The 12,512-nt window shown below is 56.8% G+C and carries 11 protein-coding genes; 3 read left to right on the plus strand and 8 right to left on the minus strand.

The window, feature by feature from the left end; genetic code table 11:
* Positions 1-21 precede the first annotated feature (21 nt).
* From B9P63_RS12910 to B9P63_RS12920, 3 genes are all read left to right on the plus strand, one after another.
* On the plus strand, positions 22-1,698 hold the full coding sequence (locus tag B9P63_RS12910; protein ID WP_085309445.1) for a formate--tetrahydrofolate ligase: 1,677 nt from the start codon (positions 22-24) through the stop codon (positions 1,696-1,698).
* 107 nt (positions 1,699-1,805) lie between these two features.
* Positions 1,806-2,696 carry a bifunctional methylenetetrahydrofolate dehydrogenase/methenyltetrahydrofolate cyclohydrolase FolD gene (gene folD, locus B9P63_RS12915; protein WP_085309447.1) on the plus strand — a complete coding sequence of 297 codons (891 nt, stop codon included), beginning with the start codon at positions 1,806-1,808 and terminating at the stop codon, positions 2,694-2,696.
* 492 nt (positions 2,697-3,188) lie between these two features.
* Positions 3,189-4,058 (plus strand): LytTR family DNA-binding domain-containing protein, encoded by an 870-nt coding sequence (locus tag B9P63_RS12920; protein ID WP_085309450.1) that lies wholly within the window; start codon positions 3,189-3,191, stop codon positions 4,056-4,058.
* On the opposite strand, the gene pdeM is transcribed toward B9P63_RS12920, so the two are convergent.
* The 8 genes from pdeM to B9P63_RS12960 all read right to left on the minus strand — a co-directional run bounded on the left by pdeM (position 4,055) and on the right by B9P63_RS12960 (position 12,507).
* Entirely contained in the window at positions 4,055-4,717 is a 663-nt protein-coding gene (pdeM, locus tag B9P63_RS12925) for a ligase-associated DNA damage response endonuclease PdeM (RefSeq protein WP_085309452.1), read from the minus strand. The two genes, B9P63_RS12920 and pdeM, sit on opposite strands and share 4 nt — an antisense overlap.
* A gap of 10 nt (positions 4,718-4,727) precedes the next feature.
* Complete coding sequence (locus B9P63_RS12930; protein WP_085309453.1) at positions 4,728-7,133, minus strand: ligase-associated DNA damage response DEXH box helicase; 2,406 nt, start codon at positions 7,131-7,133, stop codon at positions 4,728-4,730.
* 39 nt (positions 7,134-7,172) lie between these two features.
* Complete coding sequence (locus B9P63_RS12935) at positions 7,173-8,480, minus strand: P-loop NTPase family protein (protein ID WP_085309455.1); 1,308 nt, start codon at positions 8,478-8,480, stop codon at positions 7,173-7,175.
* 80 nt (positions 8,481-8,560) lie between these two features.
* Positions 8,561-9,058: a prepilin peptidase gene (locus B9P63_RS12940; RefSeq protein ID WP_085309457.1), complete on the minus strand. Its 498-nt coding sequence runs from the start codon at positions 9,056-9,058 to the stop codon at positions 8,561-8,563.
* Positions 9,059-9,067: 9 nt separating this feature from the next.
* Positions 9,068-9,916, minus strand: a complete 849-nt coding sequence (locus tag B9P63_RS12945) for a tetratricopeptide repeat protein (RefSeq protein WP_085309459.1) — start codon at positions 9,914-9,916, stop codon at positions 9,068-9,070.
* A 37-nt stretch (positions 9,917-9,953) separates the two neighbouring features.
* The gene (locus B9P63_RS12950; protein ID WP_085309461.1) at positions 9,954-10,538 is read right to left on the minus strand and encodes a hypothetical protein; all 585 of its coding nucleotides are present in this window, start codon (positions 10,536-10,538) and stop codon (positions 9,954-9,956) included.
* A 15-nt stretch (positions 10,539-10,553) separates the two neighbouring features.
* Positions 10,554-11,528, minus strand: a complete 975-nt coding sequence (locus B9P63_RS12955) for a type II secretion system F family protein (RefSeq protein WP_085309463.1) — start codon at positions 11,526-11,528, stop codon at positions 10,554-10,556.
* A 10-nt stretch (positions 11,529-11,538) separates the two neighbouring features.
* Positions 11,539-12,507, minus strand: coding sequence for a type II secretion system F family protein (locus B9P63_RS12960; protein ID WP_085309465.1), 969 nt, complete (start codon positions 12,505-12,507; stop codon positions 11,539-11,541).
* Positions 12,508-12,512 lie beyond the last annotated feature (5 nt).

Below are 12,512 nucleotides of genomic sequence, written 5' to 3' on the forward strand. Positions count from 1 at the left end.
TTTCAACAGGAAGTAAGACCTATGGGATATAAATCAGACATCGAAATCGCTCGCAAAGCGAACAAGAAGCCGATTCAGGAAATTGGCCTGAAACTTGGCATCGAAAGCAAAGACCTGCTGCCCTACGGGCACGACAAAGCCAAAGTGTCCCAAGAGTTCATCAATTCGGTTCAGGGCAACAAAAACGGCAAGCTGATCCTTGTCACCGCTATCAACCCGACGCCTGCAGGCGAGGGTAAGACGACGACGACGGTTGGCCTTGGTGATGGTCTGAACCGCATTGGCAAAAAGGCAGCTGTTTGCATCCGCGAAGCCTCTTTGGGACCAAACTTTGGCATGAAGGGCGGCGCAGCAGGCGGCGGCTATGCACAAGTTGTTCCGATGGAGGACATGAACCTGCATTTCACAGGTGATTTTCATGCGATCACCTCTGCGCACTCGCTGCTGTCCGCGATGCTGGACAACCATATTTATTGGGGCAACGAGCAGGATATCGACATTCGCCGCGTGCAGTGGAAGCGCGTTGTGGACATGAACGATCGCGCGCTGCGTCAGGTCAATGTCTCGCTTGGTGGCGTTGCAAACGGCTTTCCGCGCGAGGGTGGTTTTGACATCACAGTTGCCTCCGAAGTGATGGCGATCCTGTGCCTTGCGAATAATCTCAAAGACCTTGAAACGCGCCTTGGCGATATGATCGTCGCTTATCGCCGCGATCGTACACCTGTTTTCTGCCGTGATATCAAAGCAGAAGGCGCGATGACTGTTTTGCTGAAAGATGCGATGCAGCCAAACATTGTGCAAACGCTGGAAAACAACCCGGCCTTTGTGCACGGTGGTCCCTTCGCGAACATCGCACATGGCTGTAATTCGGTTATCGCGACGACGACAGCACTTAAGATTGCGGATTTCGTCGTCACAGAAGCGGGTTTCGGCGCGGACCTTGGCGCAGAGAAGTTCATGAACATCAAATGCCGCAAAGCGGGCCTTGCGCCTGATTGTGTTGTGCTGGTCGCGACCGTGCGTGCGATGAAGATGAATGGTGGCGTGGCAAAAGCCGACCTTGGCGCAGAGAACGTCGATGCGGTCAAAGAGGGCTGCGCGAACCTTGGGCGTCACATCGGCAACCTCAAATCCTTTGGCGTGCCAGTTGTTGTTGCGATCAACCATTTCGTGACCGACACGGACGCTGAAGTGCAGGCGGTGAAGGATTATGTGGCCACGCAAGGTTCTGAAGCGATTCTGTCGCGCCATTGGGAGCTTGGCTCCGAAGGCTCTGCGGAATTGGCAACGCGCGTGGCCGAAATCGCCGAGAGTGGCGCATCGCAGTTCTCGCCGCTCTACCGCGATGATCTGCCTTTGATGGAAAAGATCGAAACCATCGCCAAGCGTATCTACCGCGCGGATGATGTACTTGCGGATCAGAAAATCCGTGATCAGCTGAAATTGTGGGAAGAGCAGGGCTATGGCCATCTGCCGATCTGCATGGCGAAAACGCAATACAGCTTCTCGACCGATCCGACACTGCGCGGCGCGCCTACGGGTCACTCTGTGCCCGTGCGAGAAGTGCGCCTGTCTGCCGGCGCGGGCTTTGTCGTCGTCGTGTGCGGCGAGATCATGACGATGCCCGGCCTGCCGCGCGTGCCGTCGGCGGAGAATATCCGTTTGAACGACGATGGACAAATCGAAGGCTTGTTCTAAGAAAAGGTTGCGGTGCGCCTGCGCGCACCGCCCGTTTGGGGGCGCTGCCCCCGTCCATTAAAGATGGACTCCCCCGAAGTTTATTTAGAAAGATGAAGAGGCACGAGATGGGCGCACAGATTATTGATGGGAAGGCTTTCGCAGCCAAGGTCCGCAGCAAAGTGGGCGAGCATGTCACTTCATTGAAGGCGGACCACGGGATCACACCGGGCTTGGCGGTTGTTCTGGTTGGCGAAGATCCTGCGTCGCAGGTCTATGTGCGCTCCAAGGGCAAGATGACGACAGAGGTTGGTATGAAAAGCGTCGAGCATAAGCTGGACGTGGCTACGTCCGAGGCAGATTTGCTGGCATTGATCGACGCGCTCAACAATGATGACAGCATTCACGGCATCTTGGTGCAATTGCCGCTGCCGGGTCATTTGGACGAGGATCTGGTGATCAACGCAATCAGCCCTGCCAAGGATGTGGATGGGTTTCATATTTCCAACGTGGGATTGCTGGGCACTGGCCAGAAAAGCATGGTACCCTGCACGCCGCTTGGCTGCCTGATGATGCTGCGTGAGCATCACGGTTCGCTCTCGGGGCTGGATGCAGTTGTGATTGGGCGTTCAAACATCGTGGGCAAACCGATGGCGCAGCTTTTGCTGGGTGATAGCTGCACTGTGACGATCGCGCATTCGCGTACCAAGGATTTGCAAGATGTGGTGCGCCGCGCGGATATCGTCGTGGCGGCCGTTGGACGGCCCGAAATGGTGCCGGGTGATTGGATCAAGAAAGGCGCGAGTGTGATCGACGTGGGGATCAACCGCATCGAGCGCGATGGCAAGAACAAGCTGGTCGGAGATGTGGATTTTGCGTCCTGCGCCGAAGTTGCAGGCGCGATTACGCCTGTTCCAGGGGGTGTCGGGCCGATGACGATCGCCTGCCTGCTTGCTAATACAGTGACCGCCTGTTGCCGTGCCAACGGATTGGCCGAGCCGGAAGGTTTGACGGCTTAAGTCGCACGGGCCGCAACTTTGTGTTGTGGGGCCGCATTTTATTAAAATACGCATCCCCTACGCTAGTGTGGGGTGCGGTTTCATAAAAGCCCTCGGTACGGATTGCTCTACTAGCTTTTCATCGCCGCTCTATCACTCGGCATTGACTTGGTTCGTTGGAGTCACTGGTGCGTCATTGTGCTGGCGCAATATGAGCCGCGCCGCTTGTGCGGACCTTCGGCTTTGTCTTTATGATCTCGCTGTTCATCGGGGGGCTGACCGCGCGGCTGTTGCGCAACAGGCTTGCTGCGAGAAGACGGCTTTGAGCAGCTCGAACTTTCGAGCGTGCAGAGTATTCCGGTGAGCCGTGGCAGGATAAGGTCGGTGCGCGAAAACCTCGCGCAGTGCGAAAATCAATAGACCTGTTTCGCTCTTGTTGGGGAAAAATTGATATTTCTCCCATAGTGCTAGCTCTTCGCACACGCCATAGTGCGAGGGGAATGCGGCTCTGGGATGGTCTACGTGAAAGTGCCTTTGAATACCTCTGACGGCCTTGTGCAAAAGATCAACGCTGCGCTACGCGGCGCGGCCGTTCGAGTGCTTGATTGGCGCACATTGGCGATCTGGCTGGTTTGTGCGGTTCTGGCGACTTACACGGGGCCGTTTGGAACTTATCAAACGGGACAAGCTGGCAATCTGTTCGTGCTTTGGGTCGTGCTGCTGGGTGCGTCAATTTCTTGTGCCTTCGTCATTTTCGAGTTGTGCCGCGCGCTGCTGGCGGGCTTTTCGCCGCTGGTCATCAATCTGGTGTTCTTCGTTCTTGCCGCAGGTGTGATTGGGGGGGTGATCGATCAACTTCTCACCCATATTTTCATGCGCAGCGCCTTAGAACGGCCGAGCCATCTGGCGCTTTCGACCTATGCAAGTGTCATCATGCTTATTATCGTAATCGTACGGCGTATGTTCCCTAACCTTGCTGACGAAGCAGAGCAGGGTGATAAAACTGTGAGCGAAAGTGTTCAAATGCCTGTCACCTCGCGCCTTGCCAAGCGTTTGAGTATTTCCGCAGGTGTTAGGATCATTCGCGTTTTCGCGGACGGTCATTTTGTTGAAGTGCAGACCTGCACCGAGAGCCATCGCCTGCGTATGCGTTTTTCCGATGCGGTGAGCGAGCTTGATGACACGGCCGGAATGACTGTGCACCGCTCTCACTGGGTGCATAGCGAGGCCATTCGCGGCTGGGTGCCGAGCGCGCGCAAACCCTATGTTGTACTAGAAAATGAAATGCGCGTCCCCGTCAGCAAAACTTACCTGCCCGGGGTAAAAGCCGCCGGTTTGACCGTCCTTCCAGACCTTGATGAAACCACTGACAAGGTAGTTTAACGCGCGCGCGGCACGGGCTGTGCGGTTTGACCTGTCAAAATGCAAAGGGTCTGTGGACCCAAGAGCGTGCCCAGCGGTGCGGCAGTAACATCGAGCCCACCGGTGTACGTGCCATAGGCTGGCAGGATCATGCGATCGGAATCAAGCGCGAAGCACCGCCGGCTTAGGCGGCGTCCCTTCAGATCAAGCGTCATTTTTGGATGGTAATGCCCTGATATCTCGCCGCGCGCCTGCGCAGCAGCGATATGGCGAAAGGTCAGTGGGCCCGACGCATATTGCGTGACATGCGTGCCGCCCAGATCGACAGGGCCAGGGTCGTGATTGCCTTCGATCCAGATCCATCTGCGTCCGGCTTGAAGGCGCAGCACCCAATCGCGCGCGGACCCGTCCAGATCAAGGCTCGCGCCAAGGCAGTCGAAGCTGTCACCAAGGCAAATTACGCAGCTTGGCGCTGTTTCGGCGATATCGTGATCAAGGCGCAGCAAGGTGTCGTGCGTCTCATAAGGGGGCAAAGCCCCGCCGCCGCGCGTCGCATATCGCTGGGCTTTGCCAAAATGCAAATCGGAGACACACAGCAGGCTTTGCGCGGGCCAGAAAAGCGCGCCCGAGGGCAGAGCATGCAATGACTCACCGTGAAAGGAAAAGGCGTAATGGCTCATGCGCTTGGGTCTACGTCAAACCTGCGGCCGCCATCAAGCGTTCGGTTTCAGCGGCCAGCAAACGCTCTTCTGCCGCGCCTTTGATCGGCACGCGGCCCATTTCAAGAAACATCGGCGCAGCCAGAGGCGATACGCGCGGCAAGGGGCGAAAATCGATGCGCCCGTGTGTGCGCTCCAGCATATTACGGATTCGCCCAAAATCGACGAGGCCACGCTGTGCTTCTTGCCGAGTGATGCGCAACATAAGGTGATCGGGGTCGTATTTTTGCAAAGTATCATAGAGAATATCCGAGCTGAACGTCGCTTGCCGTCCGCTCTTGCGCTGTGCAGGCAGATTACGTTCGATCAATCCGGCGATGGTGGCCGAGGCGCGAAATGTACGCTTGATCAAGGTGTTACCAGCAAGCCAGTCCTCCAGCCCATGCTCCAGCGCGCGCGGGTCCATCAATGCCTGTGGATCGGTGACGGACTTGAGGCCCCAAAACAGCGTGGCATAATCGGTCGCGACAAAGCCAAGCGGATCATAGCCCAAGTCCTCCATCCGTTTGGACAGCAACAGACCGAGCGTTTGCTGCGCGTTGCGTCCTGCAAATCCGTAAACAACTGTGTGCGCGTATTGATCATGTGCGAAGCTCTCGATCAAAAGTCGCCCCGGTTCGGGTAGCTGGCTGACGCGGCGTTGCAGCGCAAGCCACTGTGCGGTGGCGCTTGGCAATTCGGGCCACTCGGGTTGTTGCATCAGGCGAAGGATACGCTGGCTCAACTGCGTAGAGGTGGCAAAGCGCGTGCCCATATAGCTGGCCACTTTGGGCTTTTTGTCTGCGCGGCGCGTCACTTCTACGGTCATCTCGCGCAGGCGTTCATACCGCACGATCTGCCCGCCGATCAGAAAGGTATCGCCGGGGGTCAGGGTGGCTGCGAAACTCTCTTCGACCTCGCCCAGCGGCTTGCCGCCGCGCGCACGCTGCAAGCGCACTTTGAGCGTGTCGGTGTCCTGAATGGTGCCGATGTTCATGCGAATGCGCTGCGCCGCGCGCGGATCGCGCAACGCCCATGTGCCGTCTGTGCGCTCTTGAAGACGTTTCCATTTATCATAGGCGCGCAATGCGTAGCCGCCCGTCGCGCAGAAATCGAAACAGTCATCAAACGCGGCGCGGCTCAGCGCGCTATAGGCACCTACGCTGGTCACTTCGCGATAAAGCGCGGGAGGATTGATTGGGCCGGCGCAGGCGCGGATCAAGATATGCTGGCACAGCACATCGAGCGGCCCAGTGCCGCGCGGCTCGCCGTCCAGATCATGCGCTTTCACCGCCTGAAGCGCAGCGACACATTCGACCACCTCAAAGCGGTTCGCAGGCACCAAAAGCGCCTTGGAGGGCGCATTGTAGCGGTGATTGGCGCGCCCGATGCGTTGCACCAGCCGCTTGACGTTCTTGGGTGCTCCGATCTGGATCACAAGGTCGACATTGCCCCAGTCGATGCCAAGATCGAGCGAGCCGGTGCACACAATTGCGCGCAGATCACCGCGCACCATTGCCGCCTCGACCTTTTCGCGCTGCGCACGCGCGAGCGAGCCGTGATGAATGCCGATAGGCAGGCTATCCTCATTGGCAAGCCACAGATTATGAAAGAAAATTTCTGCCTGCGCGCGGGTGTTGTGAAAGATTAGCGTTGTTTTATGCGCCTTGATCTGTGCTAGTACCGCAGGGATGGAATAGGCTGCATTGCCGCCAGACCAGGGCGGCGGCTCTGCGATTTCAAGCATGGAAATATCTGGATCAGGTCCCGGATCGGCCAACACGATCTCGCAAGGATCGGGATGGCGCGCGAGGGTGCGTGCTATCGCGGCAGGGTCCTCTACGGTGGCCGACAGGCCAACGCGGCGCAAATCGGGGCACATCCCTTGAACAGCTGACAGCGCAAGCATGAGTTGATCGCCGCGTTTGCTCTCGCCGAGGGCGTGGATTTCATCCACGACGATGCGCCGCAGCCCTTTGAACATGCGCGGTGCGTCCTCATAGGACACCAGCAGGGCAAGGCTTTCGGGGGTGGTCAAAAGGATATGGGGTGGGTCCGCGCGCTGGCGTTTCTTGCGGCTCGCGGATGTATCGCCCGTGCGATCCTCGATGCGGATCGGCAGGCCCATATCCTCGACAGGGCGGCGCAGGTTGCGTTTGATATCCGCCGCCAATGCCTTGAGCGGCGAGACGTAGAGCGTGTGCAGCCCCTCATGCGTGCCATCGGCCAATTCACTGAGCGTGGGTAGAAACCCTGCCATCGTCTTGCCGCCGCCAGTCGGCGCGATTAGCAGCGTCGCGGGATCATCCGCGCGCGCGAGCATGTCGCGTTGATGGGGATGAACCGACCAGCCTTGATCGGTGAACCAGGCCGTAATGAGAGGGTGGGGCGCGTGCATGAAGGATAAGGTAAACCGCCCGCGCGCGCGCGCCAGTCTCTAATTTACGATATGTTCTTCTTTCACGAACATATTCGCCCAAGCGCGATCAATCAGCTCTGGGGTCATCTGGTTCGGGATGCCCTCGAACTCGCAAATGGCAATCATCTGGTCGATCAGAAACACGGGCTGATAGTTCGCATAGACATTGTCGATGGTTGGATATTTTTTCTGCAACAGATGGATCAGTGCATCTTCAGCCAGCGGAATGCCCTTTTTATTCGCGACGAGTGCGAAAATCTTCAGGAAGTTTTCTTGATTGGGTCCATCGATCTTGATCTTGTAGAATATCCGGCGCAGGGCGGCTTGGTCGAAAATAGAGTTGGGATGGAAGTTGGTCGAAAAGATCACCAAGGTATCGAAGGGGACTTCAAATTTTTCGCCCGATTGTAGCGCCAGAATATCCTTGGCCTCTTCAAGCGGAACGATCCAGCGGTTGACGAGGCTTTGGGGCGGCTCGGCCTGACGTCCAAGATCGTCGACGATGAAAATTCCACCTGTCGATTTGAGTTGAAGCGGCGCTTGATAGGTACGCGCCGTCGGATTGTAGACCAGATCGAGCATGTCGAGCGACAGCTCGCCCCCGGTGATCACGGTCGGGCGCATACAGCGGACATAACGCGTGTCAAATAGCGTGCGGCGGCGCAGCTGGCTCGGGTCATCGACCTGTTCTTCAACCGCGCAATGCACAATGGGATCATAAACGGTGATCACTTGTCCCGCATATTCGATTGCGCGCGGCACATAAATCTTGTCGCCCATCGCATCGCGAATACCGTTTGAAATTGAGGACTTACCGTTGCCGGGAGGACCGTACATTAAGATGGAGCGCCCCGAGCTGACAGCGGGTCCAAGGTTGCTCAGCAGATCGTCCGGCAGGATCAAATGGCCCATCGCGTCAGTCAACTGGCCGCGCGTGATCATGATGTTGCGGATCGACTGGCGCTTGACCTGCTCGGCATAAACATCGAGGGGGACGGGCATCGCACCGTAATATTCGGACTGTTGCAGCGCGTCCATCGTGCGCGCTTTGCCCGAGTCGGTGAGCTGAAACCCCATCTTGCCACCATTATTCGCATTGAGCGTACCCGTCGCCTCGAGCAGCTTTTGCTCGCGCGCGATATCGATCAATTCCTGCGTCACTTGCAGCGGTAAACAGATCGCACGCGCCACTTCGGAGGCGGTATCGACATTCATGCGAAACATTGTTTTGAGCATGATGTCGCGCATCATTACGGTGGACAATTTCATCTGGGCCAACCCTTTGGGCGGCGGCGGCGCCATCACGGCGGTGGTGTGCATGTTCATTGTCTTGCCCCGAATTCGATCGTTTCAAAGCAAGGGGTATCACCGGATTTTGGGCAAATTATGGCACGCGCGGGGCCTCTTCAGGCTCCGTAAAGCGCGCTCAGCAACATGTAGAGCGCAAGTGTCCCGCCAAGCGACAGGCCCATGGGGAATTCCCAAGTCCGCTCCCAACTGTCCCATTTCGGCGCAAGGCCGGTCATCGGAGTACGCGCTACTAAGCGATGCGTGATGAAGGCGGCAAGGATATTGGCTGCGAAAAGCGCGATTAGAAAGCGGAAATCACCCAAGTGTATGAAGGGCGCGGCCGCGGCTGCGAATTTCGCATCCCCCGCGCCGATCATGCCGACGGCGTTCATGAAAAAGCCGACGACAAGCACGATTATCAGGTGCACAAACCCCCATAGAAATTGATCTAACGGCAAGGCCACCAAGCCGGTGATCACATAGCCCGCGACCAGCGCGAGCACGCACCAATTGGGAATACGCATCGCACGCATGTCCGACCAAGCCACCAGAAAGCATAGTGGCAAAACGAAGGGTAGGCTCCAAAGAGCGAAAAGGGCGGGGTTCTCTAACATTTCGGGCGCTTAACTATTTTCAAGGGCGCGGAGCGAGCGAACGGCAGCCTCGAAGTGCTGCGGATGGGTTTCGATCGCATCGCGCAACAGCCCTTTCGCGGTTTCCACGTCGCCCTGTTTGACGGCCGACAGGCCCAGCGTATGCAAAAGCTGCGCGCGCTCGACTTGATCCATCGGGATTACGGGAAGCTCGTAGTTGCGCTGTGCGCCGCGCGCCAGAACCAGATTGTTCTTGGCAGTGAAAAGCTGGCCATCTTGACGGATCGCATCGCCGAACAGGCGTTCGGCGGCTTTGAACTCACCGCGCGTCAGTTTGGAATACCCCCAGTTGTTCATCACGCCTGCCGGCTTTGTCGTCAGCCCGGCGGCGGTTTCATAGAAGCTGTCAGCCTTTTTCCATTCGCGATTGCTGTCCGCGATCATCGCTTCCAAACGATAGCGTTTGTAGGTCTCGTGGGTCGGCGGGATGGCGTCCAGAACTGCTTCGGCGCCTTTCCAGTCGTTCGCGCGGATTTTGGCATCGGCCAAATCGACACTGTCAGTTTCGCTCGAACCGGGGTGTTTCGTGACCTCGTCCCATGCGCCGACTGCTTCGGTCACGTGCTTTGCGCGGATCAGCGAACTAGCAAGGCCGCGCAAGTGATCAATCCGGTCGGGATCTTCGCTTGTCGCGCGTTGGAAATAGGCGACGGCCTCATTCGGATCGGCGACGGTCAGCATGACATCGCTAAGATTGCTCTCATCGATTACGTTTATGCCGCCAATCTTGCGATCGGCGTTCTGTTCGCCAGCTTTGTCGCACGCTGCAGTCGCAACGAGGCCAAACATGCAAAGCGAAACAAGGAAAGGGTGGCGCATTTTTCTGCGTCCTTTTACTGCTCTTGCCTCAAATTTTTTACGGTGTCTTACGGATTAGGAAGTCACTCGTCCCCCGCCGCACCAATTTGTAGTCTTGTTCTTCTGTTTCACCATAGTCAACATTTTCTAATTTTGCGAGCGCAATTCTGAGATTATCCCGGATTGAGTCACTTCTGCCATTGTCCACGGCGAAGGCTTTGCGAAAAACCTGCGTAGCCTCGGCGGTTTTGCCTCGTTCCATCAATACGACACCCAGATTATTCCAATCCTCTGGCGTGGCATCCTCGGCCTTGGTTGCGCGCCGCAGCAGGTCTTCGGCCTGCCCGAGACGACCCAGTCCGAGGTTGGAAGAGGCCATGGCAGAAATGATTTCCGTGCTCAGACCTTGATCCGCAGCCGCGCGGCGAAAGGACTTGAGGGCAAGTTCATGCTCGCCCACAGCGCCAAGGCGATAGCCGACGATCAAAGGGTTTTCCGCCTCTGCATCGCGATCGACGGCTGGTGCGAAGGGGCTATCCTTGGGCGCATCAAAGGACGTGCCAAGGCCGCCCGAGGAACAGGCGGCCAAGCTTAAACTCGCGATGGTGCAGAGCAGGGCACAAGCCCCGCGCAGTTGCGCCATGTCATTCGCCCTTTTTTACATATTGCCCAATTCGGTGATGCCGACGGCTGATGGTCCCACAAGGATGATCAACAGTGGCGGTACCGTTAGCATCATTGTGGCAAGGGTCATCTTGGTTGGCAACTTGTTTGCCTTCTCTTCGGCGCGCATCACGCGTTTGTCACGCATTTCAGCGGCATAAACCCGCAAGGCTTCTGCGATGGACGTACCAAAACTTGTCGATTGGATCAAAACCGTCACAAAGCTGGCCACGTCCTGCACGCCGCAGCGCTCGGACATATCGTTGAGAACGGATATCTTGTCCTTGCCAGCCTTCATTTCCTGCGCCACGATTTCATATTCATCCGCGAGAAACGGATAGGAGTGATGCAGCTCTTTCGCGACGCGCACGATTGATTGATCAAGCGACTGACCAGCTTCAACGCAGACCAGCATCATGTCGAGGCTATCGGGAAAACCGCCCTCGATCTGTTCTTTACGCGTCTCGATCCGCCGAGTGACCCAGTACTTCGGCAACATATATCCCGCACCGCCTGGCCCGAGAACATACATAAGCATTTGCTTTGTTGTGGTGTTTTCGCCGCTGATCACCAACGTATAATAGAGCAATCCGGCGACAAGAAAGCCGATGCCAAGCGCAAATTGCATGAAGTGGAACAGGCGTACCGCATCCTTGTCGCGATACCCTGCCTGAATCAGCTTTAGGCGAATAGCGGAATATTCTTCGTCGCTTTTGGGTTCGAGCAATTTGGCGTATTTGCCGAGCTGTTTGTTCCCCTTCGCCTGGCGAAGCCTGGCCGTTTCATCGCCTGCGCCTGATTTCTGCTTGCCCTGTTCCTTGAGCTTTTCAAGCGGATCAACTTCCTTGGACATCACAAAGGGGATAGCCAACAAAACGAGCATGCCGCCAAGAATGATCAAAAGCACGATTTGGGCCTGAGCGCCGAAAGTGGCGAACATCATGTCCATGAAGTTGTTGAAGAATTCCATAGTTTGGACCCTACACCTTGATGTTGACGAGAATGCGCATGACAATCAGATTGACGCCCAGAAAGGCTGCGACGATGAAGCACGCCGGAATAAACCACTCATGATCCAGCACAGGATCGTAGTAATCGGGATCACCCAGATTGATTGCGACCAATGCCAGCAACGGAAAGCTGGACAGGAATTTGCCCGACCATTGTGCTTCTGCTGTGATCGCCTTAACGCGGCGAAAGAGGCGAAAGCGCGAGCGGATCACCTGCGCGAGGCCAGCCAGAATTTCGGCAAGGTTACCCCCCGATTGCTGCTGGATCGTCACGGCAACCGCTAGAAAGCGCAAATCCTGGTTGTCGAGCCGTTCGGCCATTGATTTGAGCGCTTCGCCAACGTCGCGCCCATAAGCGCTTTCGTCTGCGATAATCCCCATTTCGGAGGCAAGCGGATCCTGAACTTCCTTTGCTACGATCTGGACCGCCGAGGTAAATGGATGCCCCACGCGCAGGCTTCGCACCATCAACTCGACAGCATCGGGAAGTTGCTCTTCCAGCAGCGACATGCGCTTTTTGGCCTTATGGCCGATCCACATGAAAACGCCGCCAACTCCGATCCCGATCGAAGCGACGATGCGTACCGAAAGGCTTGTCTCGGTGCCGACGGTCAAACCAAGAAAGGCAAAAACGCAAAGCCCGGCCATGATCCCCATTAGCTGTTTGGGCGTAAAGGCAATTGCGGCCTTGTTGGCCTTGTCCGCGAGCATGGAGTAGAGCGGGATAGAACGGCCCTTGATGTGCTGGTTCATCTCCTTACGAAGTTTTTCCAGCACTTCTTCACGATTGCCGCCCTTTTCCAGCATCTCGAGCCGTCGGTTCACCCGGTTGTTCAGAGAAATGGAGCGTCCGAACATCGTTAGGTAAATGCCCTCGACAAGAACGAGCACGCCGATAAAGACGAGACCGTAGATAATGGGTTCGGCAGTGAGGTTCATGACAC

Origin of the sequence: Planktotalea arctica (assembly GCF_002105285.1) — a bacterium.
GTDB lineage: Bacteria > Pseudomonadota > Alphaproteobacteria > Rhodobacterales > Rhodobacteraceae > Planktotalea > Planktotalea arctica.

Excerpts from the sequence above, each read along its gene's own strand:
- B9P63_RS12910 (WP_085309445.1), top strand. The coding sequence starts at position 22 with ATGGGATATAAATCAGACATCGAAATCGCTCGCAAAGCGAACAAGAAG.
- folD (WP_085309447.1), top strand. The coding sequence starts at position 1,806 with ATGGGCGCACAGATTATTGATGGGAAGGCTTTCGCAGCCAAGGTCCGC.
- B9P63_RS12920 (WP_085309450.1), top strand. The coding sequence starts at position 3,189 with ATGGTCTACGTGAAAGTGCCTTTGAATACCTCTGACGGCCTTGTGCAA.
- pdeM (WP_085309452.1), bottom strand. The coding sequence starts at position 4,717 with ATGAGCCATTACGCCTTTTCCTTTCACGGTGAGTCATTGCATGCTCTG.
- B9P63_RS12930 (WP_085309453.1), bottom strand. The coding sequence starts at position 7,133 with ATGCACGCGCCCCACCCTCTCATTACGGCCTGGTTCACCGATCAAGGC.
- B9P63_RS12935 (WP_085309455.1), bottom strand. The coding sequence starts at position 8,480 with ATGAACATGCACACCACCGCCGTGATGGCGCCGCCGCCGCCCAAAGGG.
- B9P63_RS12940 (WP_085309457.1), bottom strand. The coding sequence starts at position 9,058 with ATGTTAGAGAACCCCGCCCTTTTCGCTCTTTGGAGCCTACCCTTCGTT.
- B9P63_RS12945 (WP_085309459.1), bottom strand. The coding sequence starts at position 9,916 with ATGCGCCACCCTTTCCTTGTTTCGCTTTGCATGTTTGGCCTCGTTGCG.
- B9P63_RS12950 (WP_085309461.1), bottom strand. The coding sequence starts at position 10,538 with ATGGCGCAACTGCGCGGGGCTTGTGCCCTGCTCTGCACCATCGCGAGT.
- B9P63_RS12955 (WP_085309463.1), bottom strand. The coding sequence starts at position 11,528 with ATGGAATTCTTCAACAACTTCATGGACATGATGTTCGCCACTTTCGGC.
- B9P63_RS12960 (WP_085309465.1), bottom strand. The coding sequence starts at position 12,507 with ATGAACCTCACTGCCGAACCCATTATCTACGGTCTCGTCTTTATCGGC.